Raw genomic sequence first — 19,720 nt, 5'->3', positions numbered from 1 at the left:
GGCCGATCAGGTCGGGTTCCTGCCGCCGCGGTGGCGGGAGCCCAGGCCCACCCCTAGATTGACCGGCGTCGCATAGATCGGTGTCTGCTTGCCCTGCCCGACCGGCTTGCGCGCCTTCTTCGGATCGATCGGATGATCGAACGCGATGCCGATGCGGCCTTCGGTGCACCAGGCGACCCTGCCGATAACCTCGCCGATTCCGCGCAGCTCCATCGATACCGCGGTGCCGGTGTCGACCACCCGGTCGGCTTCGGCCATCATCCCACCCTCGGAAAGGTTGCGCACGCGCACCTCGCGCGTGTCGGCGGTGCCTACGAAGGTCAGCCGCGCGGTCAGGAACAGGCTGTCCCGCTTGCGCGGACGCTGCCCCGATCCGCTGGCGGATTGGGTGGCGATCGGGTCGCGGTTGAAACTGTCCATCCGGCGGGTCTCGTTGCACGAATAATGATGAGATTCGCGTAGGCTACAAAGCTTAGCGAATTGCTTACTCAATCCTCGCGCGAAACCTTTTCGTTGCGTTCGTGGCGCTCCTGCGCCTCGACGGTCATCGTCGCGATCGGTCGCGCTTCGAGCCGGCCGAGGCTGATCGGCTCGCCGCTGACCTCGCAATAGCCATATTCGCCCTCGTCGATCCGTCGGATCGCGGCTTCGATCTTGGCGACGAGCTTGCGCTGGCGATCGCGGGTGCGCAGTTCGATCGACCAGTCGGTCTCGCTCGACGCCCGATCGGTAAGATCCGCCTCACGCATCGAATCGACCTGCAGTTGCGACAGGGTGCTCTGCGCTTCGAGCAGGATCGCGTCCTTCCACCGCAACAGCTTCTTCCTGAAATAAGCCTGTTGCTTCAGGCTCATGAAAGGTTCGTCGGCGGTGGGACGATAGCCGTCGTCGGCATCGTTTGCCGGCGGCGGGGTCGATATTGAATCGGGTACTCGATTGATCACCGTTGCCATACCACTCTCCCTTCGGCCCTCTGTGCCTCGGGGCCGCCCCCAAATGGTGATCGGGCCTATAATCGTGCGTCGTCGCGCCGACAAGCGAGCGCGCTTGCGTAAATGTCCCGTCTCGCGACAGATTGTTGCGAATGCGCTATTTGCGCATCACCCGGGACCTCGCCTGAGCCTCGATAACGATTAACCATATCATTGTATCGTCTTGATACGTTAACAACACTATTGCCGTTGATCATCGTGGAGGGAGGTAAGTATTCATTAGGATCCAGGTTAATGATCTTGCGCTTAATAGTTTCTTTTGCACTCTACGGCATAGCGGCATCGCATGCGAGAACTGGCAAGCAGGTCCCGTCTGCCAGCAACGAGAGAGTGTCCCTATGTCTGTGCGGATGGCCATGGCCAAATTGTGCGCGTGCGCATGCGGTGGTGCCGTGATCGGCGGCGGCGCGGTCCATGTTGCCGAGAGCCCGAAGCGCGCCCCGCACTTCAGCAAGTCGGCCAAGCCGATCTACACCAAGCCCATCCGCCGCGTCGCGCACGCCCGCCCGGCGCCGCGCCCGGTGCGTCCGCGCACCCGAGTCGTGACGACGACGACCACCACCGCTTGCGCGCCTACCGTCGTTTCCATCGCCAATCAGCCCGCACCACTGCCGAGCGCGTTCGGCGAGCCCTTCGGCGGTAGCGGCGGCGGCGGCGTCCCGGTCGTGATCGGCGGCAGCGGCGGCTTCTTCGGCGGTAGCGGCGGCTTTGGCGGCGGTTTTTTCGGCGGCGGCAGCTCGGGGTCGAGCGGCAGCGTCGTCGTCTCGTCGACCTCCAGCGGCGGGTCTACGTCGAGCAGCGGCGGTTCCACCTCTAGCAGCGGCGGCTCTACCTCGAGCAGCAGCAGCGGCGGCTCGACATCCAGCGGCAATGTCAGCAGCACCTCGTCGACCGGGGGGTCGTCGACCTCGACCGGTGGCGCGACGGTTTCGAGCACCTCGTCGTCGGGCGGATCGAGCGGCAACGTCTCTTCGTCGACCTCGTCCTCCACCTCATCGTCGTCGTCGGGCAACGTCTCGACGTCGACGAGCTCCAGCGGCAACGTGTCCTCGTCGACCTCGACGAGCTCCAGCAGCAACGGTTCGTCCACCTCGACCAGCTCGTCGAGCTACGGGTCGAGCAGCAAGGGCTGGAGCAGCGGCGGGCATTGGTCGTCGAACGGTGGCTGGAGCTCCAACGGCGGCACCGGATCGAGCGGCGGCAAACCCGCCCCCGTCCCAGCCCCGCCGATGGTGTTCCTGTTCGGCGCCGGCGCGGCGATGCTCATCGCGCGCCGCCGTTTCGCCAAGCCCGTCTCAGCCTGATTCCTTACGCCGCCACTAGCGCCTTCTCGATGTCGGGCACCGAATGCCCGGTCAGATCCTTGGCCAGCTCGCCCGCTAGCCGGCTGCTGACTTCCTTGTGATAATGTTTGCGCAGCTCGCCCAGCGTCTTGGGCGGCGCGATGATGATCAACGACTCATATTCCTTGGCGAGCGCGCGGCGCTTGAGCATCTCCGCGGTCTCCGCGGCGAAGCGATCCTCCTCCTGCTGGTGGTAATCGGTCTCGCCCATCGATCCGCGTGACTCGGCGAACTGCGCGCCACCGCCGGCCGCATGGTTGCTGCCGCCCTGCGCCACAGCCGGCGCACCCGATCCGCTCTGGGTCGATCGCGCCCGTCCTGCGGCATCGGTCTTCTGGTCGCGATCGGCCGGGTTCGGCTGCTCGACCGCATGTTCGACCTGAAGGTTGGGGAATTCCGCATCGCCCTTGTTGCGGAAGAACAGTGCCTTGCGGCCATCCGCGACCAGCACGAACGCATTATGGGGAACCTGCATCGTCTCATACTCCCGGTCGTTGCAATCGGGGTCTGAACGCAAGGAACGGCGCGCGGGTTGCGCCTGTGCGGGTGCCTCGGCATAGCCCGTGCATCATGCACGACATACGCGCCATCCGGGACGATCCCGCCGCCTTCGACGCCGCCCTCGCCCGCCGCGGCCTGCCTGCCCAATCGACCGCGCTGCTCGCGCTGGACGATGCGCGCCGCGCCACGATCGCCGCGGCACAGGACGCGCAGACCCGCCGCAACGACCTGTCGAAGCAGATCGGTCAGGCCAAGGCGCAGAAGGACGAGGCGCGGGCACAGACGCTGATGGCCGAGGTCGCGGCGCTGAAGGACGCGCTGCCTGCCCTCGCCGCCGCCGAGCGCGAGGCGGAGCAGTCGCTGGAGACCGCGCTCGCCGCCATCCCGAATGTGCCGCTCGACGATGTGCCCGAGGGTGCCGACGAGAACGACAACAAGCTGATCCGCCAATGGGGCGAGCCACGTAGCTTCACGTTCACGCCGCGCGAGCATGACGCGGTCGCGGAGCCGCTCGGCATGGACTTCGATACCGGGGTCCTACTCGCCGGGGCGCGGTTCACGCTGCTTCGCGGCGCGGTCGCACGCCTCAGCCGCGCGCTCGGGCAGTTCATGCTCGATCGGGTCGTCGCCAACGGCTTCGAGGAAGTGGTGCCGCCGCTGCTGGTGCGCGACGAGGTGGCGTTCGGCACGGGCCAGCTGCCGAAATTCGCCGAGGATCTGTTTCGCACCACCGACGGTCGCTGGCTGATCTCGACTTCCGAGATGTCGCTGACCAACATGGTCCGCGAACGGATCATGAGCGAAGCCGAGCTGCCGCTCTACTTCACCGCGCTCACCCCGTGCTTTCGGTCCGAGGCAGGGTCGGCGGGGCGCGACACGCGCGGGCTGATCCGGCAGCATCAGTTCGAAAAAGTCGAGATGGTGGCGATCACCACGCCCGAAACCTCGCAGGCCGAGAACCAGCGCATGACCGGCATCGCGGAAGCCATCCTCGAAGCGCTCGATCTTCCCTATCGGCGCATGCTGTTGTGCACTGGCGACCTCGGCTTCTCGATGGCGCGCACCTACGACATCGAAGTGTGGTTGCCGGGCCAGGGGCGGTATCGCGAGATTTCGAGCTGTTCGACCGGCACCGATTTTCAGGCACGCCGCATGAACGCGCGCTACCGACCCGAGGGTGAGAAGGCGACGCGCTTCGTCCACACCCTCAACGGGTCCGGGCTCGCGGTCGGGCGGACGCTGGTGGCGGTGATCGAGAACTACCAGCAGGAGGACGGCTCGGTCGCGGTGCCCGCCATTCTCCAGCCCTATCTCGGCGGGCTCGGTCGGCTGGTGCCGATCGGATGATCCGCGCGGCGGCGATCGGCGCAGCGATGCTGACGCTCGCCGGCTGCATCCCCGGCGAAGAGCCCCCTCCCGTCGCCGTTCGCCCGCCGCCGCCGCCAACCGAAGAACGCCGCCCGCGGCAGGATCCGGGGCCACCGCTCGACGATTACCAGCGCCGCCCGGTCGAGGACGACGAAGTCTCGATCCTTCCCGCGCCCCGCCCAGCCTGGGAAGCGCGCCCGGTCGAGCCGGATGCGCGCGCGGTGCCCGACGGCAGCTATGTGGTCAGGCAGGGCGACACGCTGCGCGGCGTCGGCGACCGTACCGGCGCGGGCAGCGAGGCGATCGCGCGCGCCAACGATCTGCCGCCGCCGTTCACGATCCGCGCCGGCCAGCGGCTTGCGATACCCGGTGGCCGCTATCACCTCGTCCGACCCGCACAGAGCGGGATCGCGATCGCGCGCGCCTATGGCGTCGAATGGTCGCGGATCGTCACCGCCAATGCGCTCGCCGAGCCCTATATCCTGCGGGTCGGGCAGCGGATCCTGATCCCCGGCGACATGCAGGCCGGCCCGACCCGCGCCGAACGCGCCGCCGCCTTCAGGCTCGACATCGACGACATCATCACCGGCGGCGAGCCCGCTCCCGCGCCCAGCCAGCAACCTGCCCGCCCTGCCGCGAGCGCCCGCCGCGTGCTGCCGACCAACGCGGTCGTCGTCGCACCCGCGCGGCTCACCGGCGGCGCGTTCATGTGGCCGGTCGACGGGCGCGTGGTGAAGCGCTTCGGCCCCGGCGCGAGCGGCGAACGCAACGACGGCATCAAGATCGCGGTCGCGCTCGCGTCCCCGGTCCACGCGGTCGCGGACGGAGTCGTCGCCTATGTCGGCGACGGCATCGCCGCCCTGGGCGGACTGGTGATCGTCAAGCATGGCGGCGGCTGGACCAGCGTCTACGGCCACGCCTCCAAGCTGCTGGTGCAGCGCGGCCAGAGCGTCAAGCGCGGCCAGACGATCGCGCTGTCCGGCGACACCGGCTATGCCGACCGCCCCGAGCTGCACTTCGAACTCCGCAAGGGTAGAATGCCGGTCGACCCGCAAACTCAGCTACCGCGGAGTTGAGCTTGCCCCTCCCGCGCACCGTATAAGGAACCCGCCACCCCGGCGAAGACCGGGGCCCAGTTAGGCGGCGTGAGTTGGCGCGCGCCGTACTCCGTTACATCGACCTTCCCGACTGGGCCCCGGCCTTCGCCGGGGTGGTGCAACTCGCTAGACGAAGCGCGCGTGCCACGCAGAGGACGCCAAACACGTGACGCCCGCGCCCCCGCTTGCTAACCGCCGCGCATGACCTACCAGTCCGACCTGCTCAGCACCCTCGCCGCGCGCGGCTACATCCACCAGCTCACCGACGCCGCCGCGTTGGACGCGCTCGCGACCAAGCAGGTCGTCCCCGGCTATATCGGATTCGATCCAACCGCGCCGTCGCTCCACGTCGGCAGCCTCGTCCAGATCATGCTGCTCCGCCGGCTCCAGCAGACCGGGCACAAGCCGATCGTGCTGATGGGCGGCGGCACCGGCAAGATCGGCGATCCGAGCTTCAAGGACGAGGCGCGCAAGCTGCTCGCGGCCGACGGCATCCAAGCCAACGTCGCCTCGATCAAGCGGATCTTCGAACGCTTTCTGACCTTCGGCGACGGCCCGAGCGACGCGGTGATGCTCGACAATGCGGAATGGCTAGACGCGCTCGAATACATCCCGTTCCTGCGCGAGGTCGGTCAGCATTTCTCGATCAACCGGATGCTGTCGTTCGATTCGGTGAAGCTGCGGCTCGACCGCGAACAATCGCTGAGCTTCCTCGAATTCAATTACATGATCCTGCAGGCCTATGACTTCCTGGAACTGTCGCGTCGCGCTAGCTGCCGGTTGCAGATGGGCGGGTCGGATCAATGGGGCAACATCGTCAACGGCATCGAACTCGCGCGGCGGATGGACGGCACCGAGGTGTTCGGCGTCACCACGCCGCTGATCACCACTGCGGACGGCGGCAAGATGGGCAAGACCATGGCCGGCGCGGTTTGGCTGCACGAGGACCAGTTGTCGCACTTCGACTACTGGCAGTTCTGGCGCAACACCGACGATCGCGACGTTGGCCGCTTCCTCCGGCTGTTCACCGATCTGCCGCTCGACGAGATCGCGCGGCTGGAGGCGCTGGGTGGCGCAGAGATCAACGACGCCAAGAAGATCCTCGCCACGGAAGCCACCGCACTGTGCCGCGGGCGCGATGCCGCCGATCAGGCGGCGGAGACCGCGCGACGCACCTTCGAAGAGGGCGCGGCAGGTGACTCGCTGCCGCGCTTCTCGGTCGCCGTCGGCGCGATCGGCATCGTCGACGCGCTGATCGGGATCGGCTTCTGCGCCTCGCGCGGTGAAGCGCGACGCCTGATTGCTGGGGGCGGCGCGCGGATCGAGGGCGAGCGGGTCGCCGACGAAGCCGCCACGATCACGATCGGCGACGCGCCGGTCCGAATTTCGGCGGGCAAGAAAAACCACGGGCTGATCGAACCAATCCGGCCAGCGTAAGTATCTGTAAACCGGTGACCCCTAATCCTTCCCGCGACGACCGACGCGATGCCGCGGGCGGTCGGCGGAGAAGAGCGTGTTTCAGTCCGCAATCTCGGGATCGATCGACAATCGCGTCGAGCCACGCGCGGAAGTGTATCATCGCACCCGTGCGACGATGCCCGATCGGCAGGTCTGCTCGGTACTCGTCGTCAACATCTCGGCAAGCGGGCTGATGCTGCGCAGCGACGCGCTGGTCGCGGTGGGCGATCGTATCCAGGTGATGCTGCCGACTGCGGGCGAGGTCGCCGCGACGGTGCGCTGGGCGCTCGGCGGACGCCTCGGCTGCCAGTTCGACGCGGCGATCCCGGGACCGCGCTACGCTGCGGTGCTCGCCAAACTGGACCGCTAATCAACCGGAACGCAGCAGCGCGACGCCCGCATCACGTTCGAAAAGATACAGCAACGTCCGCGCCGCCTGCCCGCGCGGCCCCGCAAGTCCGCCGTCGCGATCGATCAACAGCCGGGCATCATCCTGCGCGCATTGCAGCAGATCGTGGAGCAGATCGGGGGTTGCGATACGGAACGCCGCCTCGCCCGACTGCCGCGTTCCGAGCATCTCGCCCGCGCCGCGCAGCCGCAGATCCTCTTCGGCGATGCGGAAGCCGTCGTTGGTCTCGCGCATAAGCGCAAGCCGCGCACGCGACGTCTCGCTCAGCGCCGATCCGCGGATCAACAGGCATACCGATCGCCCGCTCCCCCGCCCGACCCGCCCGCGCAATTGGTGGAGCTGCGCCAGGCCGAAGCGGTCGGCATGTTCGATCACGATCAGCGTCGCGTTCGGCACGTCGACTCCAACCTCGATCACCGTCGTCGCGACCAGCACGCCCACCTGCGCCGCGGAGAACGCCGCCATGACGGCGTCCTTCTCGGGCGGCTTCATCCGGCCGTGCACCAGCCCAACGCGATCCCCGAACCGCGTCGCCAGCGTCGCCGCGCGCGCCTCCGCGGCGGCGAGGTCGGACTTCTCGCTCTCCTCGACCAGCGGACAGACCCAATAAGCCTGACCCCCGTCCGCCAGATGTCGGCCCAGCGCGTTGATCACGTCGTCGAGCCGATCCTCCGAGATCACCCGAGTCTCGATCGGCTGCCGGCCGGGCGGCATCTCGTCGAGCCGGCTGACGTCCATTTCGCCATATTGCGCCAGCGTCAGCGTCCGCGGGATCGGCGTCGCGGTCATCGCCAGCAGATGCGGCGCGCGGCCCTTCGCCTGGAGCAGCATCCGCTGCGCCACGCCGAAGCGATGCTGCTCATCGACGACCACCAGCGCGAGATCCTTGTAGACCACCGCCTCCTGGAAGATCGCGTGCGTGCCGATCAGGATGTCGATCTCACCCGCCGCCAGCCCCATCAGCGTCGCCTCGCGAACCCGGCCCTTGTCGCGCCCGGTCAACACCGCGATGTTGAGCGGCAGGCCCCCGAGCGTCTTGCGCAGCGTCTCGTAATGCTGCCGCGCCAGTATCTCGGTCGGCGCGAGCAATGCCCCCTGCGCGCCAGCCTCCACTGCGATCAACAGCGCCATCGCCGCGACCAGCGTCTTGCCCGACCCGACATCCCCCTGCAGCAACCGCAACATCGGCGCTTCCTGCGCCAGGTCGCCCTCGATCTCCCGCACCGTCCGCGCCTGCGCGCCGGTCAGCTCGTACGGAAGCCGCAGCGCGTCGCGTAGCCGCCCGTTGCCCTTCAGCGCCCGGCCGCGCCGCTTGCGGGTATCCGCCCGGACCAATGTCATCGCGAGCTGATTGGCGAACACCTCGTCATACCCCAGCCGCTCGCGCGCCGCCTTGTCCGCGGGATCGGCATGGATCCGCGCCAGCGCATCGCGCCAGTCGGGCCATTCCCGCTTCGCCTTCAGCCCCGGTTCGATCCACTCCGGCAGGTCGGGAACCCGCGCGATCGCCTCCTGCGCGAACTGGCCGAGCCGGCGCGAGCTCAGCCCTTCCGAGAGCGGGTAGATCGGTTCGCGCGCGCGGAAATCCTCGGCACCGTCGCCCTCCGTCTCGGACACCTCGGGATGGACGATCTGGAGTTCCTGGCCATAGGTGTCGAGGCGCCCGCAGACGAGCCGTGCCTCGCCGAGCGGCAGCAGCTTCTTCGCCCAGCCCGGATGCCCGCCGAAGAACACCAGACTGACGTAATTGCCCTTGGCGTCAGCCGCCTGCACCCGCTTCGGCCCGCGGCCGTTGCTGCCGCGATGCTCGCGCGGGGTCAGCGTGATCGCCACGATCCGCCCCGCGTCCGCCGGATCCAGCTCCTCGCGCCGCACCCGATCGATCCACCCGCTCGGCATATGGAACGCGACATCGACGACCCGCGCCAGGCCCAGCCGGTCGAGCGGCTTGGCGAGCGAGGGGCCGATGCCCTTCAACGCCGTCACTTCGGCAAACAGCGGATTGAGGATATCGGGTCGCATGACTATCTTGCAGCTATACCGAACCCGACCGGCGCCGCCAGCGCCTGCCGGGCAATCTCGCTTGGGAAGCCGCATGGATCATGACATTCGCCTAAAACGCCTGTGCTTCCGCAGCTGGCATCGCGGGACGAAGGAAGCCGATCTGATGATCGGCGGCTTCTTCGACATGCACAGTGCCGGCTGGACCGCCGCGGAACTCGACTGGTTCGAGGAACTGCTCGAGGAACAGGATGTCGACATCATGGGCTGGGCGATCGGATCGATCCCCTGCCCGCCACGATGGGACGGCCCGATGATGCAGACGATGCGGTCGATCACCTACGTGCCGGTCGCGGAGTAGCGGGTGTTCCTGCGAACGCAGGGACCCAGAGCCTCGAGCGTCATCGTCAACGACCCTGGGCTCCTGCGTTCGCAGGAGCTCATTAGCCGACCGGATTGCCCTTTGCCCGACCTAAATTCGATCCTCTCCGCAACTCGCGCGCTCACCCTGTCGGGGGTGCCGACCGGGTTCCAGCCGTCGCTGCTCGCCGACCTTGCGCGCGGTGCCAAGGGCCGGGTCGTGTTCATCGCGCCCGACGAAGCGGCGATGCGCGCGATAGCGGCGACCGCGCAGTATTTCGCGCCCGAGCTGGAGGTGGTCAGCTTTCCCGCCTGGGATTGCCTACCCTATGATCGCGCCTCGCCCACGCTGCGGACGATGGCCGAACGCGTCGCCGCGCTGCACCGGTTGCAGGTCGCGAAGAAGGCGCCGCAGCTGTTCCTCACCACCGCCAACGCCGCCACGCAGCGCGTCCTGACGCCGTTCCGCATCCGCCAGCTCGTCGCGCGGCTCGCGCCCGGCGAGCGGATCGGCCGCGACGCGCTCGGCACGCTGCTCCAGGCGAATGGCTATGTCCGTACCGAGACGGTTCACGACCAGGGCGAGTATGCGGTCCGTGGCGGCATCGTCGATCTCTACCCATCGGGCGAGGATCACGCGCTGCGGCTCGACTTCTTCGGCGACGAGATCGAGACCGTCCGCACCTTCGACCCCGCCGACCAGCGCACCACCGGGCGCATCGACGGCTTCATCCTGCTGCCCGCCTCCGAAGCACTGCTCGATGAGGAATCGGTCAAGCGCTTCCGCGGCCGCTATCGCGAGACCTTCGGCGCCACAGCGACCGGCGATCCGATCTACCAGGCGATCTCCGAAGGCCGCCGCCTCGCCGGCATGGAGCATTGGCTGCCGCTGTTCGAGGAGAAGCTGGCGACGCTGTTCGACCATCTCGGCGCCGAAGACATCGTCGTGCGCGACACCGGCGTCACCGCCGCGACCGAGAGCCGCCTCGAATCGATCGCCGACTATTACGAGAACCGCAAGCGCGCCGAGGCCGCCCAGCCCGGCAGCTATCGCCCCCTGCCCGCCAAGTCGCTCTACCTCGACGACAAGGAATGGAACGCCGGCCTCGCGGTCACCACCGCCCACGTCACCTCGCCGTTCCACGAACCGGAAAGTGCGGCGGTCGTCGACTTCGCGGTCGACGGCCCGCGCGATTTCGGCCCCGAGCGCAGCAGCGGCGGCAACCTCTACGAAGCGGTGGTCAAGCACCTCGTCAAGCTGCGCAAGGACGGCCGCAAGCCGATCCTCGCCAGCTATTCGACCGGCTCGCGCGAACGCCTCGGCAATCTACTGAAGGACCACGGCCTGACCGGCGCCAAGGCCGCGGAGAGCTGGCACGAGGCGCTGAGCATCGCCGACACCACCAAGAGCGCGGGCGTCGCGCTGGTGGTGCTGCCGCTCGACCACGGCTTCACCGCGCCGGGCGTCGCGCTGCTCACCGAACAGGATATGCTCGGCGATCGGCTGGTCCGCCGCGCCAAGCGCAAGAAATCGGCCGACGCCTTCCTCGCCGAACTCGCGACGCTGTCACCGGGCGATCTCGTCGTCCATGCCGACCACGGCATCGGCCGCTACGAGGGGCTGACCTCGATCCCGGTCGGCAAGAGCCCGCACGATTGCGTCGCGCTCAGCTATGCCGGCGGCGACAAGCTCTACGTGCCGGTCGAGAACCTCGAAGTCCTGTCGCGCTACGGCTCGTCCGAAGAAGGCGCAACGCTCGATCGGCTTGGCGGCGAGGCATGGCAGCGCCGCAAGTCGAAGATGAAGGAGCGGATCCGCGAGATCGCCAGCGGGCTGATCGCAGTCGCTGCCGAACGCGCGCTCCACCCCGGTGATGTCGTCGAACCCGATTCGAGCGGCTACCCCAGCTTCGTCGATCGCTTCCCCTATGAGGAAACCGAGGACCAAGACCGCGCGATCGAGGATGTGCTCGCCGATCTCGCGGCGGGCAAGCCGATGGACCGGCTGATCGTCGGCGATGTCGGCTTCGGCAAGACCGAGGTCGCACTCCGCGCCGCCTTCGTCGCGGCTATGGCGGGCAAGCAGGTCGCGCTCGTCTGCCCGACCACGCTGCTCGCGCGACAGCATTACAACAATTTCGTCGCCCGCTTCGAAGGCTTCCCAATCCAGCTCGGCCGGCTGTCGCGTCTCGTCACGGCGAGCGAGGCGAAGGCCACGCGGGACGGCTTGGCGGCGGGGACGATCGACATCGTCATCGGCACCCACGCGCTGCTCGCCAAGAGCGTCGAGTTCAAGCAATTGGGGCTCGTCATCGTCGACGAGGAACAGCGTTTCGGCGTCACCCACAAGGAACGCCTCAAGACGCTCCGCGCCGACGTTCACGTCCTGACGCTGACCGCGACGCCGATCCCACGGACGCTGCAGATGGCGATGAGCGGCATCCGCGAGCTGTCGGTGATCCAGACCCCGCCGGTCGATCGCCTCGCGGTCCGTACCTACGTCATGCCCTGGGATCCGGTGGTGCTGCGCGAGGCGTTGCTGCGCGAACATTACCGCGGCGGGCAGAGCTTCGTCGTGACGCCGCGCGTCGCCGACCTGCCCGATATCGAGGAATATCTGCGCAACGAGGTTCCGGAAATCCGCTACGTCGTCGCTCACGGCCAGATGGCGCCGACCGATGTCGAGGAGCGGATGTCCGCCTTTTACGACCGCAAGTTCGAGGTGCTGGTCTCGACCACGATCGTCGAGAGCGGGATCGACATCCCCAGCGCCAACACGATGATCATCCACCGCGCCGATCGCTTCGGCCTGGCCCAGCTATACCAGCTGCGCGGCCGCGTCGGCCGGTCGAAGACCCGCGCCTATGCCTATCTGGTCACCCCGCCCGAACGCCAGATGACCGATGCCGCCGAGAAGCGGCTGAAAGTGCTGTCGGATCTCGACAGCCTCGGCGCCGGGTTCCAGCTCGCCAGCCACGATCTCGACATCCGCGGCGCGGGCAATCTGCTCGGCGACGAACAGTCGGGGCATATCCGCGAGGTCGGCTACGAACTCTACCAGGCGATGCTGGAAGAGGCGATCATGGACGCCAAGGCCGGCGGCATGCGCACCCGCCCGCGCGACTTTAGCCCGCAGATCACGGTCGACGCGCCGATCCTCATTCCGGAGGAGTACGTCCCCGATCTCGACCTGCGGATGGGCCTGTACCGCCGCCTCAACGAACTCGACGAGAGCCGCGAGATCGAGGCCTTCGCCGCCGAGATGATCGACCGCTTCGGCCCGCTGCCCGATCCTACCGAGAACCTGCTGCGCGTCATCGAGATCAAGCTCCACGCCAAGCGCGCGTGCATCGCCAAGATGGACGTCGGCGTGAAGGGCGTGCTGGTGTCGTTCCACGACGACAAGCCACCCAATGTGGACGGCCTGCTCGCCTATGTCGACCGGCTCAACGGGGTCGCCAAGCTGCGGCCCGACAGCAAGCTGGTGCTGCAACGCGCCTGGCCCGACGCGAAGACCCGCCTCCACGGCGCGCTACAATTGTCGAAGGGGCTGGCGAAGGCGGCGGGGTAAACTCCGGGGCAAGCCGTCCTTTCCGTAATCCCCGCGCAGGCGGGGATCCATACTGGCGACCCTAGGCGATCATCGATATCGCATAGGATTTGGATCCCCGCTTGCGCGGGGATGACGGAAATGGGTGCGGCGCTGCATCTTCGGCGACGCGTACGGAGCACGCCCCATCTGTTTAAGAACTATGATCCGAAATGATCTTCCATCCCGCCGGCTGCCGTTCGAACACCAACGTCGTCAGCCCCGTCTCCGCCTTCGCCCCCGCGCCCGGCGGCGTCAGCGTCCAGCGCGCCACCAGCAGTTGATGCACATCGCTCAGCTTGCGAAATGCGAGCATCTGCATGCTGAGCGCGCCACGCACGTTGCCGCCCGGCCGCGCAGCACGCCCTTGCTGGTCACATAGGTCCCGTCCTTGGCATAGATCGCGACGAACCGGTCGAGGTCGCCCGCATTCCATCCCGCGGTGCTCGCGGTCATCGCCGCCTCGACGGCTGCCTGCGCGGCGCTGGTCTGCGCCGAGGCGGGCGCGGCGATCAGCGCGGCCGCCACGTAGATGCTGCGGATCATGCCTCATTCTCCATCATGTCGATCAATGCCGCTTCGTCCAGCGGGTGCGCGCGCAGGAACCCCTGGTAGAAGGCGCAACCCGCCGCCGCGAGCAGCCCAAGCTGCGCATCGGTCTCCACGCCCTCGGCGATCACCGGCAGCCCCAGCGACTGCGCCATCTCGATCACCCCGCGCACCACGATCCGGTCGCGCGGCGACTTGTCGATCTCGCTGGCGAGCGTCTTGTCGATCTTGAGGTAATCCAGCGGCAGCGCCTTCAGATAGGCGAGGCTCGAATAGCCGGTGCCGAAATCGTCGATCGCGACCCGGCACCCGCCGCCGCGCAAAGTCGCGAACAGCGCCGCCGCGGCGGGAAGGTCCTCGATCAGCCCGGTTTCGGTGATCTCGACGGTGAGCCGACCGCGCGGGAACCCGCTGGCGTCGATCCGCCCCAGGAAGAGTGCCGCGAAGCCCGGCCGCGTGACGTCGCTCGCGGTCAGGTTCAGCGACAGCCGCAGCATCTGCAACGCCCGCGGCCACGCCGCCGCACGCGATAGCGCCAGTCGCTGTATATGGTCCGACAGCGCGATGCCCAGATCGGCGCGGTCCGCGGCGGCGAACAACGTCTCGGCCCCCAATGGCCCAAGCGTCGCATGATCCCAGCGCGCGAGCGCCTCGACCCCGGTGATCCGCCCCGATGCGATCTCGACCTGGGGCTGGAAGCGCAGGTCGATCTCGCCGCGATCGATCGCGTGGTGGAGATCGACCGCGAGCGTGTCGAGCGGCGCTACCCCCGCCTGCGTCGCGGTCCGCACCACCCCGTCGCTGGCCTTCGCCGCGGCAAGCGCCTCGCTCGCGCGGTGCAGCAACGCCGCGGCATCGTCGGTCGGCGAGCGCGTCGCGATGCCGACTCGACTTCCCAGCACCGCAAGCATCTGTTCGACCGGGAACGGCCGCGCCAGGGCCTCGTCGATCGCCGCCGATATCCCCTCGATATCGCCCGCGTCGACATCTGCGGCGACGATGAACTCCGATCCGCTGATCCGCACCGCCAGCGTCTGCCCCGCCCAGCGACTCTCCACCGCAGCCCGCAACCGCCGCCCGGCAGCATCGATCAGCGCGTCGACCGCGGGTCGCCCGTAGGCGGCGTTGACCAGATCGAGCCGCGAGAGCGCGAGCAGCAACACCGATACCGGACGCTCCGGATCGGCGAGCGCCGCGGCCAGCCAGCGCCGCGCGGTCCCGGCATTGCCGTCATGCTGCCACGCCGATGGCGGCTCACGGCGGTCGATCACCGCGCCGGTCCGCGCGGCATGGCGCGCCGCGAAGCGCAGCGACGCGACCAGCTCGCCCTCCCCCGCCGGACTGGCCAGAAAATGCGTCGCGCCGCCGAGATAGAATTCGTCGATCGTGCCGACATCGCCGCGCGACACCATCACCAGCAGCGCGCCGCCCGTCGCCGCGACCACCCCGCCCAGCGCGCGGACCGTATCGAGACCAAGATCGAGCGCGCCGCGCGCGTCGACCAACGCCACCGCCGCCCCGCTGTCGAGCAACCTTTTCTCGCACTGGTCGGCATCGCCGAGGATCGTCGCCTGCCATCCTGCCGCGGCGGCGATCTGCGCCAGTTCGTCGCGCTGTCGGAACGACACGATCAGGAGCGGTGGTCCGACCCCGTTTCCCATGTCATTCGCGTCGCTTGCCATCGCCGCAGCCTAGCGCCGTTGCCCCCGGCTTGCCACTCCGGTCTTGTTCGCACGCGGTGCAAGCCCTAGCTGAAGGGCGATGGCCACCGCTCCCCCACGTCAGGATAAGCCGCTGGTCGACTCGCACGGCCGCACGATCCGCTATCTGCGGATCTCGGTGACCGATCGTTGCGACCTGCGCTGCCGCTATTGCATGGCCGAGCAGATGACCTTTCTGCCGCGCTCCGCCTTGCTGGCGCTCGAGGAGATCGCGATCATTGCCGAGCGTTTCGTCGCACGCGGCGTCACCAAGCTGCGGCTGTCCGGGGGCGAGCCGCTCGTCCGCCGCGATGTCGGCGAATTGGTGACGCGCCTGGGCCGGCTGATCGGCAACGGCCTCGACGAGCTTACGATGACCACCAACGGCACCCGGCTCGCGCAGCATGCGCCCGCCATGGCCGCAGCGGGCATCAGGCGGGTCAATGTCAGTCTCGACAGCCGCGATCCCGATCGCTTCCGCTTCATCACGCGCCACGGTGACGTCGCCCAGGTCCTAGGCGGGATCGCCGCGGCCAAGTCGGCCGGGCTCGCGGTCAAGATCAACATGGTCGCGCTGGGCGGGCTCAACGAAGACGAGATCGCGTCGATGCTCGCCTGGTGCGTCGACGAGGGCCACGACCTCTCGCTGATCGAGACGATGCCGCTCGGGACGATCGACGAGGATCGCATCGACCGCTTCGTACCGCTGTTCCGCGTATTCGACGCGCTATCGGCGCGGTTCGACCTCACCCGCGACATGCACAACAGCGGCGGTCCAGCGCGCTACTGGCGGGTGGCCGGCACTGGCACCCGCCTCGGGCTGATCTCGCCGCTCACCGCCAATTTCTGCGACGGCTGCAACCGGGTGCGGCTGACTACCGAGGGCAAGCTCTATTCGTGCCTCGGTCACGACGATCAGGTCGACCTCAAGACCGCGTTGCGCGATGGCGGCATCGCCGCACTCGACGACGCGATCGATTCGGCACTCTTCACCAAGCCCGCCCGCCACGATTTCCGCATCGAGGCGGGCAGCGCGCCCGCGGTCGCGCGGCACATGAGCGTCACCGGCGGATGAGCCAGTATGAACGGCGCGCGCTGGTCGCGTCGCCGACCGCGCCCGCGCAGGCGGCAGCCGCCGAACTCGCCGACGCTGCCGACTGGGTCGATCCAGCCGATGCCGATGTCGTGATCGCGCTCGGCGGCGACGGGTTCCTGTTGCAGACGCTCCACACCATGCTCGATCGCCGTCGCCCGGTGCCGGTGTTCGGCATGAATCTCGGCACCGTTGGCTTCCTGATGAACGAATGGCGGCTGCACGGCCTCGTCGACCGGTTGGAGCGTGCCAAGGCCTTCAAGGTCACGCCGCTGCTGGTGACGGTCACCGGCATCGACGGCCGCATTCACCAGATGCCTGCGATCAACGAGGTGTCGGTGCTGCGCGAGACCCGCCAGACCGCCAAGATCGAGGTTATGGTCAACGATCGCGTCGTGCTGCCCGAACTCGCCTGCGACGGCATCCTCGCCGCCACGCCAGCAGGATCGACCGCGTATAATCTTTCGGCACACGGCCCGATCCTTCCGCTCGGCTCCAACCTGCTCGCGCTCACCCCGATCAGCCCGTTTCGCCCGCGGCGCTGGCGCGGCGCGATCCTGCCCGACAAGGCGCGGATCCGGTGGCGCGTGCTCGATCCCGATAAGCGCCCGGTCTCCGCGGTCGCCGACCAGCATGAAATTCGCGACGTCGCCCTGGTCGACATCGCGATGGACCGCGCGCGCGAACTCACCTTGCTGTTCGACCCCGAACACGCGCTCGACGACCGCATCACGATGGAGCAGTTCATCTCCTAAGAGCTGGTCGAAACTCGAGAGAGAGCGAGCTCCGCAGGCGGTGCCGGCCCGCGCCCCCTCCCGACCGCCGACACGGTATCCTGATGGGAGGCCGGGAGGGGGAGCGGGCCGGCACCGCGAAACTCACTCTAAGCACGCTTGCATCCTCCGACCGGCGAGTTATAGAGCCGCCCTCGGCAACGATCCCTGATAGCTCAGCGGTAGAGCTCTCGACTGTTAATCGAGCGGCCGTAGGTTCGAATCCTACTCAGGGAGCCACTTTCGCCACATCGCGCGTTGTGGCTGGCATGCGCCAGTCGACCCACATCCTTACGATCGATACCCGCCGCCAAGGGATGCTCGACGTCACCCGTCCCATCCTTGACTGGGTGCGCGCGCAGGGCGTGGAGCAGGGTCTGCTGACGGTCTTCTGTCGTCACACCTCAGCGTCGCTACTGATCCAGGAGAATGCCGCGCCGGCGGTGCGTAGCGACATGGAGGCGTATTTCGCGCGGATCGCGCCCGAAAGCGCCGCGTACGATCATGACGACGAGGGACCGGACGACATGCCCGCGCATCTCCGGACCGCGCTGACCGGGGTCCAGCTGACCGTTCCGGTCATCGACGGCATGCCCGCGCTCGGGACGTGGCAGGGCATCTACCTGTTCGAGCACCGCCGCCACCCGCGTCGCCGGACCCTGGCACTGCACCTGATCGGCGACTGAACCTCCCACGATTTGCGCTATTTATCTGCCGGCGCGTGCATATTCGTGGACGGAGCGATTTTGTTCATCGCTCGTTCCAGGAAAGAGCGGTAGTCCTGCGGAGGTTCGCCGCACCCGCTGCGAATGGAGACAATCGATGATGCATCTTGGCCGCAAGGCTGTGGTTGCGGCGCTCGCCGCGAGCACGCTGATGGTCGCGGGTTGCGCGACCGAGACTACCTACCGACCTGCGACGGGCCAGGGTTTTGCCCGCACCGGCTATAGCGACCGCCAGATCGAGCCCAATCGCTTCCTGGTCAGCTTCTCCGGCAACAGCGTGACGTCGCGCGACACGGTCGAGCGTTACCTGTTTTTCCGCGCGGCCGAGCTGACGCTGCAGAACGGCTACGATTATTTCGTGATGGCCGACCGTGACACCGATCGGCAGACGCGAACTTACACAACGCCGGGCTTTGGCGGCGGGTTCGGGGGCGGCTTCGGCTATGGCGGCTTCGGCGGCTATTGGGGTCCGGCATGGCGGTATCGCGGCCGCGGCTTCGGCTGGCGCAGCTATGACCCGTGGTTCGGCGGCGGCTTCGGCGGCCCGTGGGGCAACGACTTCGACGTTCGGACGATCGATCGGTTCGAGGCGACCGCGGAGATCGTGATGCGCAAGGGTCCGATCCCGAAGGACAACCTCCGCGCGTTCAACGCAAAGGCGGTGGTCGACAGCATCGGCCCGTCGGTGGTGCTGCCGAAGGCGAGCTAAGGGCCGTGCACCCGCGCCAGCGTGAAAGCGGAAGCGTGCGGTGAACCGCTCAAGCTGTTCCCCGGCGCAGGCCGGGGCCCAGTAGCGGAACGGCGGTAATGGAGCGTCGCGCTCCGTTACCACGACCTACCCAGCTGGGTCCCGGCCTTCGCCGGGGAACTGAAAGCTCGAATTAATCCAGAGCCCTCCCCGCCACCACGTGGAGGGCTTCGTCACATCAGGCGGTCACCGCCCCGTGGCAATGCTTGTACTTGTTGCCCGACCCGCACGGGCACGGCGCGTTGCGGTTCACCCGCCCCTCCCAGTCCGCCGGATCGGCACCGAGCTCCATCGGCTGCGGCTGCGCAATCTGCAGCGGCGGCAGCTGGCTGCGCACCACGCCGCGCGTCCCCGCATCCATGTCGTTCGAATTGTCCTCGCCCGTGAACGGGTCGAAATGCGTGGTGATGAAGTCCGGCAGCTCGGGCAGGTCGGTCGGCATCTGCATCTGGAAGCGGGCATGCGCGATCGTCTTGGTCACGTCGACGCGGATCGCATCGAGCATCCGCTGGAACAGCGAGAACGCCTCCTGCTTATACTCGTTGATCGGCGTCTTCTGCGCATAGGCGCGCAGGTGGACGACCTGGCGTAGCGCATCGAGCGTCGCCAGATGCTCTTTCCAGTGATGATCGAGGTTTTGGAGCAGGATCGACTTCTCGACCTGGGTCCAGGTCTCGACGTCCAGATCCGCCGCCTTCTGCTCGATCGCCTCGTCGGCGAGCGTACGGACGCGTTCCTCGACCAGCTCGGGATCGATCGCTTCTTCGGTCAGCCAATCGTCGATCGGCGGCTCGAGGTTGAGGATCTCGGCGAGCTGGGTCTTCATCCCCGCCACATCCCACTGCTCGGGATAGGAATTGGGCGGGCACGCCTCGCCGACGATGACGTTGACCGTCTCCGCGCGCATGTCGCTGACCACGTCGCCGACCGCATCGGCGTCCATGATGTCGGCGCGCTGTTCGTAGATCACCTTGCGCTGGTCGTTCATCACGTCGTCATACTCGACGACCTGCT

20 protein-coding genes and 1 tRNA gene are annotated in these 19,720 nt (G+C 67.7%); 11 read left to right on the top strand and 10 right to left on the bottom strand.

The genetic code is table 11. The annotated features are described in order from the left end of the window. Positions 1-6: 6 nt before the first annotated feature. The 5 genes from ACFE77_RS05610 to ACFE77_RS05590 form a co-directional block, all read right to left on the bottom strand. Entirely contained in the window at positions 7-420 is a 414-nt protein-coding gene (locus ACFE77_RS05610) for a PilZ domain-containing protein (RefSeq protein ID WP_375420646.1), read from the bottom strand. A gap of 68 nt (positions 421-488) precedes the next feature. Beyond that, positions 489-953, bottom strand: coding sequence for an RNA polymerase-binding protein DksA (gene dksA / locus ACFE77_RS05605; protein ID WP_375420645.1), 465 nt, complete (start codon positions 951-953; stop codon positions 489-491). Positions 954-1,587: 634 nt separating this feature from the next. Beyond that, positions 1,588-2,082: a hypothetical protein gene (locus ACFE77_RS05600; RefSeq protein WP_375420644.1), complete on the bottom strand. Its 495-nt coding sequence runs from the start codon at positions 2,080-2,082 to the stop codon at positions 1,588-1,590. Positions 2,083-2,100: 18 nt separating this feature from the next. Beyond that, complete coding sequence (locus tag ACFE77_RS05595) at positions 2,101-2,259, bottom strand: hypothetical protein (protein WP_375420643.1); 159 nt, start codon at positions 2,257-2,259, stop codon at positions 2,101-2,103. A gap of 41 nt (positions 2,260-2,300) precedes the next feature. Beyond that, positions 2,301-2,810: a host attachment family protein gene (locus ACFE77_RS05590; RefSeq protein WP_375420642.1), complete on the bottom strand. Its 510-nt coding sequence runs from the start codon at positions 2,808-2,810 to the stop codon at positions 2,301-2,303. Between the two features lie 95 nt (positions 2,811-2,905). On the opposite strand from ACFE77_RS05590, the gene serS reads away from it, so the two are divergent. From serS to ACFE77_RS05570, 4 genes are all read left to right on the top strand, one after another. Beyond that, entirely contained in the window at positions 2,906-4,183 is a 1,278-nt protein-coding gene (serS, locus tag ACFE77_RS05585; RefSeq protein WP_375420641.1) for a serine--tRNA ligase, read from the top strand. Further along, the gene (locus ACFE77_RS05580; RefSeq protein WP_375420640.1) at positions 4,180-5,280 is read left to right on the top strand and encodes a peptidoglycan DD-metalloendopeptidase family protein; all 1,101 of its coding nucleotides are present in this window, start codon (positions 4,180-4,182) and stop codon (positions 5,278-5,280) included. Before serS ends, ACFE77_RS05580 begins: the two co-directional genes overlap by 4 nt. 222 nt (positions 5,281-5,502) lie before the next feature. After that, positions 5,503-6,738, top strand: a complete 1,236-nt coding sequence (tyrS, locus tag ACFE77_RS05575; protein WP_375420639.1) for a tyrosine--tRNA ligase — start codon at positions 5,503-5,505, stop codon at positions 6,736-6,738. A gap of 76 nt (positions 6,739-6,814) precedes the next feature. Next, entirely contained in the window at positions 6,815-7,129 is a 315-nt protein-coding gene (locus ACFE77_RS05570) for a PilZ domain-containing protein (RefSeq protein WP_375420638.1), read from the top strand. Here the strand turns inward: ACFE77_RS05570 and recG are convergent, their stop codons facing one another. Next, complete coding sequence (recG, locus tag ACFE77_RS05565; RefSeq protein WP_375420637.1) at positions 7,130-9,190, bottom strand: ATP-dependent DNA helicase RecG; 2,061 nt, start codon at positions 9,188-9,190, stop codon at positions 7,130-7,132. 73 nt (positions 9,191-9,263) lie between these two features. Between recG and ACFE77_RS05560 the strand changes: the two genes are divergently transcribed. Continuing rightward, positions 9,264-9,530, top strand: coding sequence for a succinate dehydrogenase assembly factor 2 (locus ACFE77_RS05560; protein WP_375420636.1), 267 nt, complete (start codon positions 9,264-9,266; stop codon positions 9,528-9,530). Positions 9,531-9,632: 102 nt separating this feature from the next. Further along, positions 9,633-13,100: a transcription-repair coupling factor gene (gene mfd / locus ACFE77_RS05555; protein ID WP_375420635.1), complete on the top strand. Its 3,468-nt coding sequence runs from the start codon at positions 9,633-9,635 to the stop codon at positions 13,098-13,100. Between the two features lie 172 nt (positions 13,101-13,272). On the opposite strand, the gene ACFE77_RS05550 is transcribed toward mfd, so the two are convergent. From ACFE77_RS05550 to ACFE77_RS05540, 3 genes are read right to left on the bottom strand one after another with little or no spacing between them, the layout of a single operon-like run. Beyond that, entirely contained in the window at positions 13,273-13,440 is a 168-nt protein-coding gene (locus ACFE77_RS05550; protein WP_375420634.1) for a hypothetical protein, read from the bottom strand. Further along, positions 13,413-13,664, bottom strand: a complete 252-nt coding sequence (locus tag ACFE77_RS05545; protein WP_375420633.1) for a hypothetical protein — start codon at positions 13,662-13,664, stop codon at positions 13,413-13,415. The genes ACFE77_RS05550 and ACFE77_RS05545 overlap by 28 nt, the downstream gene beginning before the upstream one ends. Next, positions 13,661-15,349, bottom strand: coding sequence for an EAL domain-containing protein (locus ACFE77_RS05540; protein WP_375420632.1), 1,689 nt, complete (start codon positions 15,347-15,349; stop codon positions 13,661-13,663). The genes ACFE77_RS05545 and ACFE77_RS05540 overlap by 4 nt, the downstream gene beginning before the upstream one ends. A 79-nt stretch (positions 15,350-15,428) precedes the next feature. Here ACFE77_RS05540 and moaA point away from each other — a divergent pair, with 79 nt between their 5' ends. The 5 genes from moaA to ACFE77_RS05515 all read left to right on the top strand — a co-directional run bounded on the left by moaA (position 15,429) and on the right by ACFE77_RS05515 (position 18,667). Then, the gene (moaA, locus tag ACFE77_RS05535) at positions 15,429-16,442 is read left to right on the top strand and encodes a GTP 3',8-cyclase MoaA (protein ID WP_375420631.1); all 1,014 of its coding nucleotides are present in this window, start codon (positions 15,429-15,431) and stop codon (positions 16,440-16,442) included. After that, positions 16,439-17,215 carry an NAD kinase gene (locus ACFE77_RS05530; RefSeq protein WP_375420630.1) on the top strand — a complete coding sequence of 259 codons (777 nt, stop codon included), beginning with the start codon at positions 16,439-16,441 and terminating at the stop codon, positions 17,213-17,215. The genes moaA and ACFE77_RS05530 overlap by 4 nt, the downstream gene beginning before the upstream one ends. A 183-nt stretch (positions 17,216-17,398) precedes the next feature. After that, positions 17,399-17,473: transfer RNA gene (locus ACFE77_RS05525), tRNA-Asn, on the top strand. Positions 17,474-17,502: 29 nt separating this feature from the next. Then, positions 17,503-17,919 carry a secondary thiamine-phosphate synthase enzyme YjbQ gene (locus ACFE77_RS05520; protein WP_375420629.1) on the top strand — a complete coding sequence of 139 codons (417 nt, stop codon included), beginning with the start codon at positions 17,503-17,505 and terminating at the stop codon, positions 17,917-17,919. A gap of 136 nt (positions 17,920-18,055) precedes the next feature. Then, the gene (locus ACFE77_RS05515) at positions 18,056-18,667 is read left to right on the top strand and encodes a hypothetical protein (RefSeq protein WP_375420628.1); all 612 of its coding nucleotides are present in this window, start codon (positions 18,056-18,058) and stop codon (positions 18,665-18,667) included. Positions 18,668-18,884: 217 nt separating this feature from the next. On the opposite strand, the gene ACFE77_RS05510 is transcribed toward ACFE77_RS05515, so the two are convergent. Then, positions 18,885-19,720 (bottom strand): SEC-C metal-binding domain-containing protein (locus ACFE77_RS05510; RefSeq protein ID WP_375420627.1); only part of this gene is annotated, 836 nt, incomplete at its 5' end.

It is taken from the genome of uncultured Sphingomonas sp. (assembly GCF_964243315.1).
Taxonomy (GTDB): Bacteria; Pseudomonadota; Alphaproteobacteria; order Sphingomonadales; family Sphingomonadaceae; genus Sphingomonas.
This window is presented reverse-complemented; position numbering and strand designations above follow the sequence as displayed.